Origin of the sequence: Labrys sp. (in: a-proteobacteria), from assembly GCF_047605565.1 — a bacterium.
GTDB classification, from domain to species: Bacteria; Pseudomonadota; Alphaproteobacteria; order Rhizobiales; family Labraceae; genus Labrys; species Labrys neptuniae.
In genome coordinates this window covers 32,641-50,046 of sequence record NZ_JASGFM010000040.1, presented here as the reverse complement: position 1 = coordinate 50,046, position 17,406 = coordinate 32,641, and the positions used below count along the sequence as shown (strand labels likewise).

At 63.6% G+C, this 17,406-nt stretch carries 14 protein-coding genes; 3 read left to right on the top strand and 11 right to left on the bottom strand.

From position 1 onward, the window contains the following. Window positions 1-39: 39 nt before the first annotated feature. The 5 genes from QM672_RS26470 to QM672_RS26450 form a co-directional block, all read right to left on the bottom strand. Window positions 40-2,034 carry an FAD-dependent oxidoreductase gene (locus QM672_RS26470; RefSeq protein ID WP_415086202.1) on the bottom strand — a complete coding sequence of 665 codons (1,995 nt, stop codon included), beginning with the start codon at window positions 2,032-2,034 and terminating at the stop codon, window positions 40-42. Between the two features lie 77 nt (window positions 2,035-2,111). Beyond that, window positions 2,112-3,152, bottom strand: coding sequence for a quaternary amine ABC transporter ATP-binding protein (locus tag QM672_RS26465; protein ID WP_311944487.1), 1,041 nt, complete (start codon window positions 3,150-3,152; stop codon window positions 2,112-2,114). Next, on the bottom strand, window positions 3,145-4,032 hold the full coding sequence (locus tag QM672_RS26460) for an ABC transporter permease (protein ID WP_415086200.1): 888 nt from the start codon (window positions 4,030-4,032) through the stop codon (window positions 3,145-3,147). The genes QM672_RS26465 and QM672_RS26460 overlap by 8 nt, the downstream gene beginning before the upstream one ends. 92 nt (window positions 4,033-4,124) lie before the next feature. Then, window positions 4,125-5,126 (bottom strand): ABC transporter substrate-binding protein, encoded by a 1,002-nt coding sequence (locus QM672_RS26455; RefSeq protein ID WP_311944490.1) that lies wholly within the window; start codon window positions 5,124-5,126, stop codon window positions 4,125-4,127. Between the two features lie 70 nt (window positions 5,127-5,196). After that, window positions 5,197-5,991: a pyrroline-5-carboxylate reductase family protein gene (locus QM672_RS26450; RefSeq protein ID WP_367624485.1), complete on the bottom strand. Its 795-nt coding sequence runs from the start codon at window positions 5,989-5,991 to the stop codon at window positions 5,197-5,199. A 238-nt stretch (window positions 5,992-6,229) separates the two neighbouring features. Here QM672_RS26450 and QM672_RS26445 point away from each other — a divergent pair, with 238 nt between their 5' ends. Together QM672_RS26445 and QM672_RS26440 are read left to right on the top strand one after the other, a co-directional pair. Continuing rightward, on the top strand, window positions 6,230-8,266 hold the full coding sequence (locus QM672_RS26445) for an FAD-dependent oxidoreductase (RefSeq protein ID WP_415086197.1): 2,037 nt from the start codon (window positions 6,230-6,232) through the stop codon (window positions 8,264-8,266). A 14-nt stretch (window positions 8,267-8,280) separates the two neighbouring features. Next, on the top strand, window positions 8,281-8,883 hold the full coding sequence (locus QM672_RS26440; RefSeq protein WP_415086195.1) for a dimethylsulfoniopropionate lyase: 603 nt from the start codon (window positions 8,281-8,283) through the stop codon (window positions 8,881-8,883). 33 nt (window positions 8,884-8,916) lie between these two features. Here QM672_RS26440 and QM672_RS26435 read toward each other — a convergent pair whose 3' ends face one another. The 3 genes from QM672_RS26435 to QM672_RS26425 all read right to left on the bottom strand — a co-directional run bounded on the left by QM672_RS26435 (window position 8,917) and on the right by QM672_RS26425 (window position 12,341). Then, entirely contained in the window at window positions 8,917-9,543 is a 627-nt protein-coding gene (locus tag QM672_RS26435; RefSeq protein WP_415086193.1) for a TetR/AcrR family transcriptional regulator, read from the bottom strand. Between the two features lie 475 nt (window positions 9,544-10,018). Next, entirely contained in the window at window positions 10,019-11,062 is a 1,044-nt protein-coding gene (locus QM672_RS26430) for a 2Fe-2S iron-sulfur cluster-binding protein (RefSeq protein WP_415086191.1), read from the bottom strand. A gap of 25 nt (window positions 11,063-11,087) precedes the next feature. After that, entirely contained in the window at window positions 11,088-12,341 is a 1,254-nt protein-coding gene (locus QM672_RS26425; protein ID WP_367624482.1) for an aromatic ring-hydroxylating oxygenase subunit alpha, read from the bottom strand. 172 nt (window positions 12,342-12,513) lie between these two features. Here QM672_RS26425 and QM672_RS26420 point away from each other — a divergent pair, with 172 nt between their 5' ends. Continuing rightward, window positions 12,514-13,464, top strand: coding sequence for a LysR substrate-binding domain-containing protein (locus QM672_RS26420; RefSeq protein WP_415086188.1), 951 nt, complete (start codon window positions 12,514-12,516; stop codon window positions 13,462-13,464). On the opposite strand, the gene QM672_RS26415 is transcribed toward QM672_RS26420, so the two are convergent. Genes QM672_RS26415 through QM672_RS26405 form a run of 3 tightly spaced genes read right to left on the bottom strand, consistent with a single transcriptional unit; the run spans window position 13,451 to window position 17,403 of the window. Further along, complete coding sequence (locus tag QM672_RS26415) at window positions 13,451-14,911, bottom strand: amidohydrolase family protein (protein WP_415086186.1); 1,461 nt, start codon at window positions 14,909-14,911, stop codon at window positions 13,451-13,453. The genes QM672_RS26420 and QM672_RS26415 overlap by 14 nt on opposite strands. 37 nt (window positions 14,912-14,948) lie before the next feature. Beyond that, window positions 14,949-16,466, bottom strand: coding sequence for an amidohydrolase family protein (locus QM672_RS26410; RefSeq protein WP_415086184.1), 1,518 nt, complete (start codon window positions 16,464-16,466; stop codon window positions 14,949-14,951). Window positions 16,467-16,470: 4 nt separating this feature from the next. Beyond that, window positions 16,471-17,403, bottom strand: coding sequence for an ABC transporter permease (locus QM672_RS26405; protein WP_415086183.1), 933 nt, complete (start codon window positions 17,401-17,403; stop codon window positions 16,471-16,473). Between the last annotated feature and the right edge of the window lie 3 nt (window positions 17,404-17,406).

The following is a 17,406-nucleotide window of genomic DNA, read 5'->3' as shown; positions in this document are numbered from 1 at the left end:
GAGCGCAACGGCCTTGGTATCGTGCCTTTGTGCGCCCGGTCAAAGGCCGAGCGCGACTTTTCGCCCGTCGAAGAAGGCATAGGGGGCCTGGCGCGGCGCGGCGCAATCGCCGATCTCGACATAGGATATGCCCTGGGCCGCCAGGTCCGATGCAAGCCAGCTTGCCGGCAAGTTGGTCATGGCCAGCACCAGGCTGTCGGCTGCAATAAACGACCGTTCGCCGCTGTTATGGTCGATGATCGTGGCGCCCTGGCCATGCCATTCGGCAATGCTGACCTCGACCTGCCAGGTGACGCCGAGCTTTTTGAGGGTCCGCCGCAGGGGAACGTCGGCGGTAGTGCGCTGCAGTTCCTTGCCGACAAAGGCATCGGGCGTGAGGATGGTGACCTCGTGGCCTTCCTCAGCCAGCTTCCAGGCCGTTCCGCCGCCGCGCCAGCCCCCGCCTTCGTCGAGCAGCAGCACCCGTTTGCCGGGGCGGGTCTGTCGGCTTATGACGGCCTCGATCGAAAAGACATTGCCCTTATCGATGCCGGGCAGCGTTTCGATGGCTGGAAGGGCCTTCTGGAAGCCGGTGTCGGGCGGCAGGGAGCCGGTGGCAAGGATGACGGCGTCCGGCGCCATCACCGCCACGTCGTCGGCCTCCATATAGCAGTTCAGGCGGACATCGACGCCGAGCTTGTGCAGCTGGCGTTCATACCAGGCAAGGAGATCGAGGATCTGGGCGCGGCGCGGCTGCAGCCCGGCGAGGTGGAAATTGCCGCCCAGCCGGCTTGAGGCCTCTGCCAGCGTCACCTTGTGCCCGCGCTCGGCGGCGACGCGGGCGGCCTCAAGGCCCGCCGGTCCGCCACCCACCACCAGGACGTTCCTTGGCGTGGTGGCCGGCTCGAAGCGGTCGCCGCCCCACATGAACTCCCGCCCGACGGAGGGATTGATCAGGCAGCTGATCCAATAGTCGCGCGAGCGGCGTCCCCAGCACATCTGGTTGCAGGAGATGCAGCCCCTGATGTCTGCGGCGCGATCTTCGCTGGCCTTTCGAGCCAGATGCGGGTCGGCGATCTGGCCGCGTACGATAGAGACCAGGTCGGCCGAGCCTTCACTCAGCACCGTTTCGGCATTTTCGGGCGTGCGGATATGGCTTTCGGCAATGACGACTGCATGCGTCGTCACGGCCTTGATCCTGGCCGCCAGATCCGCACCGAGCTTTTCGGGATAGAGAAAGGTCGGCATCAGCTTGTGAAAGTCGAGATAACCGCCGGAACCACAGGTGACGTAGTCGATCAGGCCTTGGCGGTCGTGCAGGCCGACGATTTCGGCCAGTTCGTCGCGGCTGAGCGCGACGCTGTAGTCAGGCTCGTCGCTGATGGCCAGGCCGATGATGAAGTCTTCGCCGCATGTCTCGCGGATGCGGGTGAGGATTTCCCGCGACAGGCGCATGCGGTTCTCCAACGTGCCGCCCCATCGGTCCTGGCGGCGATTGGTCCAGGGCGTCCAGAACTGGTCGACTAGGCCGAGATAGGCTGCCCAGACCTCCACGCCATCGAAGCCGGCGGCGCGGCACCGGCGCGCGGCCTCAACGAAGCCCTCGATCGTCTCCCAGATCTCGGCCTCGCTCATCGCGTGCGAGCCGTCGCTGTCATGATAGCTCGGCAGGCCCGACGGGGACCAATGCGGATGGAAGGAGTTGTCGGAATCGCCATGGGCGCCGATGTGGTAGAGCTGCTGGATGGCGACGGCACCATTGTCCTTGATGGCGCCGACGAGTTTTTTGAACGGGGCGATGACGCTGTCGTCGCAGGGGCGGAAATTGCCGCGGGTAAGGATGGCGGCGGGGTGGACGGGCATCGGCTCCACCACGATCATGCCGGCACCGCCCTTGGCACGCTCGGCATAATAGGCGGCATGCCGCTCCGTCGGCAGTCCGTTCACCGCCATGTTGGCAGTGTGGGCGCCGAAAACGATCCTGTTCCTCAGCGTGCGCGTGCCGATCGTGAGGGATGAAAACAGGCGGGAGAACTGCTTGGACACCGTGGCCATCCGGCGGGTTGAGAGGGGGGCGAGGGGCAGAACGTTTGGCTCGGCCCCCCCGGATTTCTTGCCTCGGCTGTCGCCCGTCAGTGCGAGGGCACGACGGCGGCAGCGAGCTGCCTGAGATTCACCACGCCGATGGGCTTGCCCGCCGGGTCGAGGACGGCGACGTCGTCATGCGGCTGGTGAGCGAGCAGCCGGATGGCGCCTTCCAGGGTGGAGCCGGACGAGACCGTCATGCCCTTTGTCTCGTAGCCCTCGGCGAGGGGGGACATGATCGCGTCCACCTGGATGACGCGGCCGCGATTCACTTCCTTGACGAAGTTCTCGATGTAGTCGTCGGCCGGATTGAGCACGATGTCCTGGCTCGTGCCCTGCTGGATCACTTCCCCGTCGCGCAGGATAGCGATGCGGTCACCCAGCCGCAGCGCCTCGTCGAGATCGTGCGTGATGAACACGATCGTCTTCTTGATCTCCCGCTGCAGGTCGAGGAGCACGGATTGCATGTCCATGCGGATGAGGGGATCGAGCGCGGAAAAGGCCTCGTCCATCAGCAGGATCGGGGCGTCGTTGGTAAGCGCGCGGGCGAGGCCGACGCGCTGCTGCATGCCACCCGACAGCTGGTTGGGATAGCGGGCCTCGAAGCCGCTGAGGCCGACCCGCTCGATCCAGCGCATCGCTTCCTCGACCTGCCGGGCGCGCGGCACGCCCTGCACTTCGAGGCCGTAGACCGTGTTCTCCAGGATGGTGCGGTGAGGCAGTAATGCAAATTTCTGAAAGACCATCGCCGTCTTGTGCCGGCGAAACTCGCGCAATTCGCGCTGGTTCATCTTGACGACGTCCTCGCCGCCGACCAGCACCTCGCCGTCTGTCGGGTCGACGAGGCGGTTGATGTGCCGGATGAGCGTGGACTTGCCCGATCCGGAGAGGCCCATGATGACCTGGATGCCACCGGCCGGCATACTGATGTTGATGTTGCGCAGGCCGAGGACATGACGATGCCGTTCGTTGAGCTCGGCCTTGGTCGCGCCCTGCCGAACGAGCTCAACCATCGCCTTGGCATTTGGTCCGAAGATCTTGGAAAGGTTACGGATATCGATTCCATACTGGTTCGTGCCTTCAGCCATGGACTGTCTCCCGGTGCTTCTGGAGGCGGCGGCCATAGGCCTGGCTCACCCGGTCGAAGATGACGGCGATGCCGACGATCGCCAGGCCGTTGAAGATGCCGAGGGTGAAATACTGGTTGGCGATGGCCTTCAGCACCGGCTGGCCGAGTCCCTGGACGCCGATCATCGAGGCGACGACCACCATGGCGAGCGCCATCATGATCGTCTGGTTGATGCCGGCCATGATGGTTGGCAAGGCAAGGGGAAGCTGGACGTTCTTGAGTTTCTGCCAGCCGGAGGATCCGAAGGCGTCGGCCGCCTCGAGAACATCCTTGTCGACGAGGCGGATGCCGAGATTGGTGAGGCGGATGATGGGTGGAATGGCGTAGATGACCACGGCGATCAGGCCGGGCACGCGGCCGATCCCCAGCAGCATGACGACAGGGATGAGATAAACGAAGCTCGGCATGGTCTGCATGACGTCGAGCAGGGGATTGACCGTCTTCTGCAGGCGGTCATTGAGCGACATCAGAATGCCGATGGGAATGCCGATCACGATGGAGAGCACCGTTGCCACGAAGATCATCGAGATCGTGCGCATGGTGTCGTCCCACATGCCGAAGTAGCCGATCGCCAGCAGGGTCACGAGGCAAGCGAGCACCACCGCCCAGCTGCGGCTGGCGAACCAGGCGATGGCCAGGATGATCAGGATGATGACCGGCCAGGGCGTCTGCGTCATGAAGCGCTCGGCCTGCATCAGAAAATACTGAAGCGGCGAGAAGAAGCTCTCAATGGCATCGCCATAGGTGCGTGTGAACGTGCGGAACCCCTCGTCGATTGCCTTCTTGAGGTCACGAAGGCTGTCGTCGTTCATATGGGGAAACTTGTAGAACCATTCCATCGGATAACCCCTCTTCGCCGCGATGGCAGCCCTGTTGTTCTTGTATGGGCGTCACGAAAGCGGCGCGCGCGATGCGCGCCGCCTTTTTGCCATCAGAGCGCGGCCTTGATCTTGTCGGCCGCCGCCGGGGAGACCCATTGCGTCCAGATGTCGGGATTTTCCTTCAGGAAGTGCTTGGCGCCGTCCTCGCCATTGGCCTGGTTGTCGGTCATCCAGGCCATCACCTTGTTGACGGTATCGTTGTGCCAGGCGCGCTTCTTCAGATAGTCCATGACGTCGGGAGTGACGCGTTCGGAGAACTTCTTGGCGACCAGCGTGTAGACCTTGTCGGGAACCCAGGCATTGGGCTTGGGATCGGCACAGTCGGCGACGGTATTGCAGCGCTTCCACTCTGCCTCGTCGCGCGGATAGCCGTTGTCGAGGCGCACCATCTCATATTTGCCCAGTAGCGCAGTCGGCGCCCAGTAATAGCCCATCCATCCCTTCTTGCGTTCATAGGCCTTGGCGATCGAGCCATCGAGGCCCGCCGCCGAACCGGTGTCGACCAGCCTGAAATTGGCCTTCTCGGCATTGTAGGCCTTGTAGAACTGCGCCGTCACCACGGTGCCGCCCCAGCCCTGCGGGCCGTTGTAGATGGCACCCTTGCTGGAGTCCTCGGGGTCCGGGAAGAGTTCGGGATGCTTGAGGGCGTCGCCGATCGTCTTGATGTCGGGATGGGCATCGGCCACATATTTGGGAATCCACCAGCCCTGCACACCGCCATCGGGCAGGGAGATCGCGGCCGTGATGAGCTTGCCCTCGTCCATGCCGCGCTTGACCACGTCCGGCAGGAGATCGATCCAGGCCTCCGGCGCGATGTCGGGCTCGCCCTTCTCGGACATGGAGGTAATCGTCGGCACCGTGTCGCCCACCGTGATCTCGGCGGTGCAGCCATAGCCGTTGTTGAGGATGAACTTGTCGATGTTGGATAGCACTTCGGCGCTCTGCCAGTTCATGCTGGCAATGGACACCGAGCCGCATTCGGCCGCCTGAGCCAGCGATGTCGGCCCGGCCAGGCCGAGGGCAAGGCAACTCGTCAACAGTAGTTTCTTCACGGTCATATCCCTCTGCTTCAGGCGGCTTTGTCAGGCTGTCGGTGCGCCGCCGTCACCGTGCCCCTTGCAGCTAGGTCGACAGACCCATGCTGATGGATTTCCGGAACGCCGCGGCGAGACCCGCCCCGACGGCTTCGTCGAAGCCGTTCGCCTGCATCGCCTCGATGGCGGCGGCGGTGGTGCCTCGGTAGTCGAGAAACACCTCGACCGTGTCCGCCGGGTCATAGCCATTCTTTTCAAACAGCCGCCCCGTGCCGATGAGAAGCTGGGTCACGGCCTGCCGGGCCACTTTCGCCTCGATGCCGTGGGCGGCGGCGTGACGCGCCATCGCCGTAGCCAGCAGCGCCGGAAAGGCGGGGCCTGAGCCGGCAAGGCCGGTCAGATAGTCCAGTTCGCTCTCGCTCTCGAGTTCGGCACCGGTGCCGCAGGCCTCGAATATCCGGCCCACGAGGCGGCGCTCCTCCGCCGATACCGCCGCAGAGGCAACCCAGGGCGTGAAGGAGGCCCGTACTTCGGCCGCGGCGTTGGGTAGCGAGCGCACTACCCGGTCGGAGCCAACGCCCGCAACGAGCTGTTCCAGGCGAATGCCCGCCATGACGGAGATGATGAGTCTGCCCGCCGCCTCGATGTTCAGCGCCGGCCAGTCCACCGGGCGCACGCTGACGACAATGAGATCGACGCTGTCGGCGAGGTCCTGATTGTCCCGGGTCCAGCGTGCGCCGGGAAAGCGGGTCGGCTCGCCGCTACGGAGGGAAAGGACCAGATGCTCGGGTGAGGTGATGCCGGCATTGAGCAGGGCCTGGACGATGGCGCCGCCAAGCCAGCCATTTGCGCCGATCACGCCGATTTTCAGAGGCTCTCTCATCGTGCGTTGCTCATGGGGGTGGCGCAGAACCAGGGCTGGCGATGAGACGGCCACGGTTTCTCCGGTTGGAAAGCGCCGCCGCTCATGGACGGGGACATGCTGCCATAGGTATCCGTTTAGAAGCAATAAAAATGTACACCATTGTCAAAAAACATGACTAGTTCGTTAGCTCATGATTGACACTGGTGTACATTCTGCCTAGCATTTTCGACGCATATGCAACGCTGGACACCGAGCCATGTCGAACGATCCCCTCCTGCAACCCTTTCAGCTCAAGCATCTCACGCTGCGCAACCGCATCATCGTGACCTCGCATGAGCCGGCCTATCCCGAGGACGGCATGCCGAAGGAGCGCTATCGGGCCTATCACGTAGAGCGGGCCAAGGGCGGGGTCGCCATGACCATGACGGCGGGCTCCGCCGCCATTTCGAAGGACAGCCCGCCGGTCTTCAACAATCTGCTCGCCTACAGGGACGAGATCGTCCCCTGGCTCAAGGACCTGACCGACGCCGTTCATGAGCATGGCGCAGCGGTGATGATCCAGCTCACGCATCTTGGCCGCCGCACGCGCTGGGACAAGGGCGATTGGCTGCCTGTCGTGGCACCGTCCCACCAGAGGGAAGCCTCGCATCGCGCCTTTCCCAAGAAGCTGGAAGACTGGGACATCGCGCGCATCATCAAGGATTTCGCCGACGCGGCCGAGCGCATGAAGGCCGGCGGCATGGATGGCATCGAGCTCGAGGCCTACGGCCATCTGATCGACCAGTTCTGGTCACCGCTCACCAACGAACTGGATGGCCCCTATGGCGGATCGCTCGAAAATCGCCTGCGCTTCGGCTTCGACGTATTGAAGGCCATTCGCGAACGGGTCGGGCCCGACTTCATCGTCGGCGTGCGCTACACGGCCGACGAGCAGCTGGAAGGCGGCACGACCAAGGAAGAGGGGCTGGAGATTTCACGCCGCCTCAAGGACAGCGGCCTGATCGATTTTCTCAACGTCATCCGCGGCCATATCGATACCGATGCCGGGCTGACCGATGTCATTCCGATCCAGGGCATGGCGAACTCGCCGCATCTCGATTTCGCGGGTGAGATCCGCGCTGCTACGCAGTTTCCGACCTTCCACGCCGCCAAGATTCCGGATGTCGCCACGGCACGTCACGCCATCGCCGCAGGTAAGGTCGACATGATCGGGATGACACGTGCCCACATGACGGATCCGCATCTGGTCCGCAAGATCATCGAAAAACGCGAGAACGACATCCGGCCCTGCGTCGGCGCCAATTACTGTCTCGACCGCATCTATCAGGGCGGAGCCGCCTATTGCATCCACAATCCGGCCACCGGCCGCGAGCTGACCATGCCGCATGCCCTGCAGCCGGCGGCAGTCCGCAAGACCGTCGCCATCGTCGGCGCCGGTCCGGCGGGCCTGGAGGCGGCCCGCGTCGCTGCCGAGCGGGGGCACCGGGTCGTCGTCTTCGAGGCTGCCGGCAAGCCGGGCGGGCAGGTCAGGCTCACTGCCCAGAGCCCGCGGCGCAAGGAGATGATCAGCATCATCGAGTGGCGCATGAGCCAGTGCGAGAAGCTGGGCGTGACCTTCCATTTCAACAGCTGGGCGGATGCCGACAGCATCGGGGCCGAGAAGCCGGACGTGGTGATCGTCGCCACCGGCGGGCTGCCGCATACGGAAGTGCTCTCCAAGGGCAACGAGCTCGTCGTCTCCGCCTGGGATATCATCTCCGGCGATGTCAAACCCGGTTCCAACGTGCTCATCTTCGACGATGCCGGCGACCATGCCGGCTTGCAGGCTGCCGAGATCCTGGCGCAGGCCGGGGCGAAGGTGGAGATCATGACGCCGGACCGCTCTTTCGCGCCCGAGGTCATGGCGATGAACCTCGTGCCCTATATGCGTTCCCTGCAGAAGCTGGATGTCACCTTCACCGTCACCTATCGCCTGCTTGCCGTCGAAAAGGCGGGAAACCAGCTGGTTGCCCACATCGGCAGCGACTATGGCGGCATTGTCAGGCAGCGCAGCTTCGACCAGATCGTCGTCAATCACGGCACGATCCCGCTCGACGACCTCTATTTCGAATTGAAGCCGTCCTCGAGCAATCTCGGCGAGATGTCCTACGAGCAATTGATCGCCGGCCAGCCCCAATCCGTGGTTCGCAACGGGGAGGGCCAGTTCCAGCTCTTCCGCATCGGTGATGCGGTTGCCGCTCGCAATACCCATGCGGCCATCTATGATGGCCTCAGGCTGGCCAAGGATATTTGATCGCGAGGGTTTCGATGACGCAGCGGAGCATGGTCCTTCAGAATTTCGTCGATGCAGCCCGGGAGGCTTTCGGTCAATTCGCGCAGGCCCCCGAGGCACGCCGGTCCATCGGAGAGATCTTCAGGGTGCTGGAAGAGCCAAGGGAGGCAAGAGCAGGCGCTGGCGCTCGCCTTCCGGCTTGCGAGCATCTCGATCAGGCTCTTGGGCTCGAAACAGGCCACACGACGCTCGTCAGGCTGCTGGAATGCTTCAGGGCGGTCGAGCCCGACCTCCAATGGCGCCGACGTCCGAACAATGACGGCACGGCCAGCACCAATTTCGAGGACGGGCACGCCAATGCGATGCTTCTGGGCCCCGGTGGCCTGGAGGAACGCGGGGACGTCTGGCTCGGCGTGTCGCTGATGGCGCCGAAGGTACGCTATCCCGACCATGACCATGCCCCGGAGGAGGTCTATCTGGTATTGTCGGACGGCGAGTTCCGGCAGGGGGAGGGAGACTGGTTTTCGCCAGGGATTGGCGGCTCGTTCTACAACAGGCCCGGTATCAGGCATGCGATGCGCTCGCTCGACACGCCGCTGTTCGCCTTCTGGGCCTTGCAGGCGGGTAACCGGCCCTGAGGGAGCCCTGGGCTGATCGGGGCCCGAAACAAGTTACGCCCTGAAGTCATGCCTGGCGTGGAACCGATCGAGTTCGCGCTGTTCAGGCCGGACACCGGTGAAGATCTCGACATATTCGGGAATGCGCTTCATGCGAACGCCGACATCTTCCTGCGTCTGCATCGAGATATAGCCGATCTGGGTGAGATAGGTCGTCCGGGCCCGCACGTCGGCCGTGATGGCGGTGTAGCCGAACCGTGTGAACATCTGCGCAAGCGCTTCGAGACGGATCTGGTCGGCAGTCCTCACTTCAGCGAGGATGTCCGAGGATTCGAGAGCCCAACTGCGTACGGCGAATTCGAACTGGGCGTCGAACAGGCTCTTGTCGATCCAGCAATCATTGACATTGAGCATCGCCTCGGCGATCGATTCGGCATAGGCCTGCGCCTGCTTGACGAGGTTGCCGGTGTTCTTGTCGCGCCAGCGCGCGATGAGGGCGCCGAGGAGTTCCTCGCGATCCTTGAAGAACCAATAGAAGCTGGTACGCGACAGGCCGAGTTTCTTGGCCAGAGGCAGAATCTTGACCGTACTGACCCCGGATTCGAGCAGGAGTTCATAGGCCGCCTCCAGCCAGACTTCTGCCGAGCCCCGCCAGCCCGTTTCGCCCAAAATCTGTTCCATGAAACGCCCCCATCAAACGGCAAATCGGCGATCAGGCGAAATGCACATAGATGTCGAGCATAGCGTCAATTGTGTCGATTTAGTAGACATAAATGTACAGATCTGCAACCGCATTCGGGCGCCTTGTCGACCCTGATAGTGCCCCATTGCCGGGACGCGGCAAACCAGGACTGCGATGGACACACGTGAATGCCCTCCCGCTTCCGGGTGGGAAGGTACTCAAGTCATTGTAGCATCTTGGACCGAAATCGCCTCTTCCCGGGATCGCAGGCATCCTTGGCCATGGGCGCTGGCGTGTCGATCCCCGAATCGACATCTTTCTTTCAGAGGTCTTTCAGTAAGCGCGCCATATCCAGGACTGTCGATCTGGAGATCGACAGTCCGATTCGGCAACATCCTCGTATGGTCAGCACTTATGGGTAAGGATGTCTGCGATCGGCACGGCCATTGCGGTCGGTAGGATCCGCACCGGGGGCTATCTGTCGATCACCAGGTCGCTCAGCGGCTTCGAGCAGCAAGGCAGGAAGAAGCCTGCCTCGACTTCGCGCTGGCGAATGCCGCCATTGTGCTGCATGTCGACGCTGCCGCTGACGAGCTTGGATTTGCAGGTGCCGCACAGGCCGTTGGCACAGGAGGAGGGCAGGCGGATGCCGGCCTTCTTGGCCGACGACAGCACCGTCTGCCCGTCGGCCACCTCGATGGTGCGCGACTGCTTGGCGAACTCGACCTTGAAGGCTCTCGCCTGCGGCAGGACTTCGGCTGGCGGCTCCTCGACGCCGGCACCATCGAAGCTCTCCTCGTAATAGTTTTGGGCGGGGCTTCCCAATTCGGCGCTGAAGGAGCGGACAGCCTGCATGAAGGGCGCTGGGCCGCAACACATGATGACCCGATCCGCGAGATCCGGAATGGCCAGCGACAGGAATGCCTTGGATAACCGCCCGGTCAATCCCGGCCAGGATGGTTCGCCGGTGACCTGCTCGGGAAGCAGGATGAGCCGCAGGCCTTTCAAGCGGTTCGCCAGCACGCCGAGTTCGTCACGGAAGACGAGATCGCGGGGTGTCCTGGCCGCATGGACGAACACCACGTCCGCGGCTTGCGCGGAGTCGGCAATGTCCCTGACGATCGACATCAGCGGGGTGATGCCCGAGCCACCCGACAGCAAGGCAAGCTTGGCCGGCGCTGTCGCCGGCCGCACGAAGGCGCCAAGCGGCCCCATGGACTTGACCGTCATGCCGGCAACCAGATTGTCGTGCAGCCAGTTCGAGACGCGGCCGCCCTCGGTGCGCTTCACGGTGACGGTGATGGCCTTTCGCCTCGCCGGCGAGGACGACATGCTGTAGCAGCGGCTTTCAGGTAGGCCGTCGATCTCCAGTTCGAGCGACAGATGCTGGCCTGCCTCGAAATCGAAGGCCTTGCCGTCGGGTGACAGGAAGGTGAAGCTCTTCACGTCATGCGTTTCGTCATGGACATCGACGCACAGGAGCTGGTCGAATGCTTCGGCGTGCAGTGCAACGGCCATACCAGCGCCAGTCTGCAACGAGCTGTCAGTAGCCATTGGCGCGCATCCGATCGATGTACCAGGTGACGAAATTGTCGAGCTGGCCCTCGGTGAAGGGGGAGTAGGGACCGGGTTCATAGGCGGGGTCGACGACGCCCGAATAGGAACGGGCGACCAGTTGCGCGTCCTGTTCGTTGGTGGCGACCCACACGCTGGTCAGCTTGTCGAGATCGTAGTCGCGGCCCTCGACGGCGTCCTTGTGCACCAGCCACTTCGTGCGGACGAGCGTCTCGTCGGCGCTGAGGGGAATGATCATCGTGCACACGGCATGGTCGCCCATGAAATGATGCCAGCAATTATGGCCCCACAGATGCACGTCGCCGAGATCCTTGCGTGTCATCGAGCCGAGGAGCTTGGACGAGGCGGCAGTGGCGTCCGGCGTCTGGGATTCGCCGGCACCTGCGATGATAAGGCGCTGCGTACGGAAATTGGTGGCGCAGTCGACGAGTTGCTCGACGGCTGCCGAGGGATAGCCCTCGGCCTCCCAGGCCTTGGTACGCGCCTCGTAGAGGGCCTGGTGCTGCTCGGCCTCTTCCCGGTCCTCGGGGCTCAGGCTGGCCGGATCGAAGCCGAAATCGAGATCGATGAAGGAAACACAGAGCTCGGGATGATTGGACGAGCAGTGATAGCATTCCCGGTTGTTCTCGATGGTGAGCTTCCAATTGCCCTTCTCGATGATCTCGCTCTGGAAGGCGACCTTGCTGTTGGCGATATCGTAGGGTGCCAGGCGCTCCCGCATCACGGTTTCGAGCGTGCCGATGTCCTCGGGGGGATTGTCCGAGAGGCAGACATAGATCAGGCCGCCGATCGACCGAAAATGGACCGGCTTGAGGCTCTTGCAGGTCTTGTCGAAGCCCGTGCCCATATGCGGCGCAAAGGCAAGTTCGCCATCGAGCTCATAGGTCCACTGATGATAGGGGCAGACGAGCTTGGAGACGATGGATGTGCCGCTGTCCAGCAGGCGGGCGCCGCGATGGCGGCAGACATTGTGAAGCACCCGGATCTGGCTGTCGTCGTCGCGCAGCAGGATGATGCTGGAGCTGCCGAGATCGATCACATGGGCGTCGCCCGGCTCGGGAACGTCGCATTCCAGGCCGACATAGATCCAGTGCCGGCGAAAGAACACGTCGAGATCTGCCTTGAAGACATCCTCGCGCGTGTAGAGACCGGCGGGGAGGGCATGGCCCGGCATGCGCTGGTCCAGGAGGGGAGAGATCGCAGATGAGAATGTGTTGAGCATGAGTTTTCATCACCAGATTTGGCCCCATATTGCGCGCATGAAACCGCCCTCTCAACGGCATAAATGTTTACGTTTGCCATAACTCAATGTAATGCGTATCTACGCTGCCCTTCTATGCTGCCGTGGGCTGTGAAACGCCTTCCTGGGCAAGAGTTTCCGAGAGCTATGAGCCATGGCCAATCTGCGGCGAAAGCTTCCCCCGCTCACCGCGCTCACCGCCTTCGAGGCGGTGGCGCGCCTGGGCGGCTTCACCAGGGCGGCGGCGGAACTGGGCGTTACCCAGGCGGCGATCAGCCGCCAGATCCATCTCTTGGAGGATATGTTCGGCTTTCCCCTGTTCCGGCGCCTGCACAGACGGGTCGAATTGACGGAGAAGGGAAGGCAGCTTTCGTCCACGGCCACGACGGCTTTCAATCTCATCGCCGAGACGATCTCGGATTGGTCAAAGGAGGAAGCGGAGGACGACCTCGCCATCGCAGCGACGATCGCCTTCTCCCATTTCTGGCTTCTCCCCCGCATTTCCTCGTTCTCGAAAGCCCATCCCGCCATCAGGCTGCGCATCATCACGCAGGACAATGCCGTCAAGGTCGATGGCCAGGACGTCGACCTCGCCATCCGCTTCGGAAGCGGTTTCTGGCCGGATGGGGACGCCGAATTCCTCTTTCGCGACGAGATCTTTCCCATCTGCAGCGCAGACTATGCGCAAGAGATCGGTCAGATCGAGCATCTCGCCCAGCTCACGCGCCATCCCCTGATCACCAATGACACGGCCGATCCCACCTGGACCAATTGGGCCGAGTGGTTTGCGGCGTTCTCCGTGCCGATGCCGAGCAAGGGCTCGGGCATGCATTGCAGTTTCTACACGGAAGCGATCTATGCCGCCTTGAACGGCCACGGCATCGCTCTTGGCTGGCGCCGGCTCGTCGAGGACCTGCTCGCGCAAAACCGGCTGGTCAGGCTGACGAACGAAGCGATCGTCACGCAAAATGCCTATTTCTTCATTGCACCCCGGCGCAAGGCGAGGAAGACGGCCGTCGACCTGTTCACAGACTGGCTGAGGCAGGAAGCGAACGCTCCCCAACCGCAAAGCCAGGACCGGTTCGATCAGCTCAGGCGAATTTGAATGAAGGCTGGAAGATCTCCTCGACCGGGGGATGGCGCCAGGTGCGCAGCGGATATTTGTCGATCAGCCGCTCGAACTGGGCCTGGGCTCGCCGGCGATAGTCTTCCAGGTCGATGCCCGGCAGTTGCCGGTCGCGCATCACCACCCGGCCGTTGATGATGGTGGTCTTGAAATCCCGGCCGGTGCCACTGAGCATCATGGTCTGGATGGGATCGATGACCGGGCCGAGCTCGAAGGCCCCGAGCTCGAACAATGTCATGTCGGCCTTGGCGCCGGCGGCAAGCCGGCCGAGATCGGATCGCCCGAGGGCGTCGGCGGCCACCAGGGTGGCGGCATTGTAGAAATCGGCCGAAGAACAGGCGGCGACATCGGCGTCGGCGACCCGGCACAGGCTGATGCCGATGCGCATGTTCTCGACCATGTCGGGCGGAAAGGTGTCGGTGCCCAGGCCGATCGGAATGCCCTGGCGCTTGAGGCGTGCGAAGGATTCCATCGCGCCGCCATAACGCGAGAGCACCAGCGGGCAATGGATCAGGGCGGCACCGGATTGCACCAGCAGGCCGATATCGTCGCCGGTTCGCGCTACCTTGCTGTGCCCGGTCAGGTAGACCCCATGCGGCAGCAGCGAGCGCCTGGAGAGGAAGCCGAGCGAGGCCAGCCATTCCACCGGCGTCTTGTCGTGACGCTCGACAATCGTCTCGAACTCGTCCATGCCCTGGCAGCAATGCAGACGGATCGGGCAATCGAGCTCGTCGCGGATGCGGGCCGAGCGCAACAGCAGCTCGGGGGTGCAATTCTCGATGCGATCGGGCGCCAGCATGCCGCGGATTAGTCCGCCATGCGCGCCGTCATGGGCGCGGACATAGGCCCTGGCCGTCTCCAGCCCCTTGAGGCCGCGTTCCTCGTCCCAGAAGGTATCGAAGCTGCCGTCCTGGCGGATGACGGTGACGCCGGTCATGTAGCAGGGGCCGAGATAGGCCCGGATGCCGATCTCGGCCGCGCTGTCGGCCGAGCGGGCGAATTCGTCATAGGTCTCCGCCCATTGCCGGTAGAACATCGAGGTGATCGGCAAGGCCGTGGTGATGCCGTTGCGCACCAGCTGCGCAAAGGCATATTTCATCTTGAAGGTCTGTTCCTCGGTTGAATACATCTCGATCGGACCGGCGGCGAGATAGTCCTCCGGCCAGACGCGCCCCTTCGCCCAGTCGGGCTGGTTGTCGAAGGCGAGGATGGTGGTGTCGAGATCGCCCAGGGCGTTGAGGTCGATGAAGCCCGGGCCGAGAATGGCATTGCCCCCGTCGATTTCCTCGTCGATCTCGCCCTGATAGCCGCGCCCGACGAAGACAATGGTATCACCGCGATAGACGACTTCGGCATCGACGAGCGTGCGATGCTGCTCGCCGTCGAAGCCGATCACATAGCGCGCTTTCACTCTGGTGCTGGTCATGGTTTCCGGTCCGTTCGGGATGAGATGCAAAGGAGAGTCAGGGCGTCATCGGCCCGGCCCAGCGATTGAGGCCGATCGGCGTGTCGAGCGCCTGGCGGTACATGCGCCGGTAGTGGGGTTCGAGTTCGTCGGCGGCGGATTTGCAGCGAGCCATGTAGCCGGCGAATTCACCGGCCAGAAGTCGGGCTTCCTGCTTGAGGGCGTCCTCGTCGACGGTGAGCAGACGGCGGTTCTCGACGACGATCCGCCCGCCCACCATCACCGTGGTGACCGAGGAGCCGTTCTCGCAATAGACGAGCTGGCGCTTGAGGTCGTTGAGGGGCGTGAAGGCGAAGCTGTCGAGGTCGAGCAGGATGATGTCGGCCTGCCAGCCGGGTGCCAGCCGCCCGGTCGGGCGGGGCAGGCGCATGGCCCTGGCGCCGGCCGAGGTCAGCGCCGTCAGGATCTCCAGGGGCACGGGCCAACGGTCGAAATCGGGATCGGCGACATTGTGGACCAGGCCGGCGACCTTGCCGACGGTCCACAGATTGATGCCGTCATCGGTGGCCGCCTCGTCATTGCCGAGGCAGACATTGATGCCGCGCTCGCGCAGCCGCCTGAACGGCATGATGCCACTGCCGATCTTGAGGTTCGACACGGGATTATGGGCGATCGAGCAGCCGGAATCGGCCAGGAGCGCCAGGTCGTCCTCGTCGATCCAGATGGCATGGATGACCATGGCCTGCTCGTTGAGCACGCCGCTCTCATGGGCATGGCGGATCAGCGACTTGCCGTAATTGATCTCGCCGAGCACGCGCTGCAGGCGCGTTTCCAGGATGTGCATGTTGTAGGGCAGGTCGCGTTCGCGGGCGAGAGCGCCGAGCGCCTTGAAATAGGAAGGCGTGACGCGCTGGGGCGCCGAGCACGAGACCGCACAGCGCAGCCGCCCCCCGGCGCGCTCATGCCAGCGCTCGAGGAAGCCCTCGTAATGCGCGAGCAGCTCGGCGTCCGACATCAGGGGCACCGCTTCCATGCGTTCGCGCAGGTGGGGCGGCAGCAGATCCTTGAGGAAGGGGTATTTGGTGTGCTCGATCACGTTGGGCTGGTCGAGCGTCACCGTGGCCCTGATGCCGGCATCCTCATAGGCCTGCATGACATTGTCGACTTCCGTCTGCGTGACCACGGGCACGAAGAAGCAGTCGTCATGCACGGCGGTCACGCCCTGGCGCAGCATCTCCATGGCGCCCAGCATGGTGCGCACATAGGCAAAGCGTGCGGAGACGACCTCGCGCATCAAGGGCGGCACTTCGTAGAGCATGAACAGCTCGAGCGGCCAATTGTCGAGCGCGCCCTTCATGAAGTTGGCGGGCGAATGGAAATGGCCGTTGACCAGGCCCGGCATGGCGAGCTTGCCGGCGGCCTCGATCACCCGCACCCCGTCGGTGGTGACCTCAGCCGCGAGATCCGGGGCGATCGCCTCGATGGTGTCGCCGCGGATGAGGATGTCGGCCCTCGAATGCTCGCCATCGGCTTCGTCGAGCGTGAGGACGCGGGCATCCTTGATCAGGGTCAGCATGGCCTCAGTGCTCCTTGTCGGCCGGATCGGCCCGGTGCTTGACCAGCTGCAGGCGCGTCTTGGGATCGAGGGAGTCGCGCAGGGAGTCGCCGAGCAGGTTGAAGGCCATCACCAGGATGGTGATGGCGAGGCCCGGGATGGCGGCGATATGGGGCGCCACGAACACGAAGCTGCGGCCTTCGCTGGTCATGATGCCCCATTCGGCGATCGGGGGCTGCACGCCGAGGCCGAGGAAGCTCAGGCCTGCAGCGGTGATCACCACGGCGCCGACGATGGTGCAGCTATAGACGACGGAGGCGGCCACCACGTTGGGCAGCATCTCCACGAACAGGATCTTGAGGTCGGGCGTGGCCATGGCACGCGAAGCCTCGACATAGGCAAGATCCCGCTCCTGGCGGGCCGCCGCATAGACGACGCGGGTGTTGTAGGGCACCAGAGTCACCACCAGGGCGATCATCATGTTGACCAGGCCCGGGCCCATCAGAGCCGCCAGCATGATGGCGAGCAGCGCCATCGGGAAGGCGAACAGCACGTCCATCAGGCGCATGATCACTTCGCCGAGCCGGGGATACCAGGCGCCGATGAGGCCGAGCGGGATCGAGATGGCCGCCCCCAGGAACACCGGGATGACACCCGAGATCAAGGTGAGGCGCGCGCCGTAGATCAGGCGCGAGAGGATGTCCCGGCCCTGCTGGTCGAGCCCCAGCAGATGGCCCGACGTGCCAGGGGGCTTCAGCCGCAGGGCCGGATTGGCCTCGTTGGGCGGGAAGGGCGCGAGAAGAGGCGCGAAGATCGCCAGGAGCACCAGCAGGATGATGATGCCGGCGGCGATACGGGCGACGGGATCGCCGAGCACGCCGCGCCAGACGAAATAGAGATTGCCGCGGCGCTGCGGCGAGAGCTTGCTGGCCGGAGCCAGGGAAGGGACCGCGGTCATGGC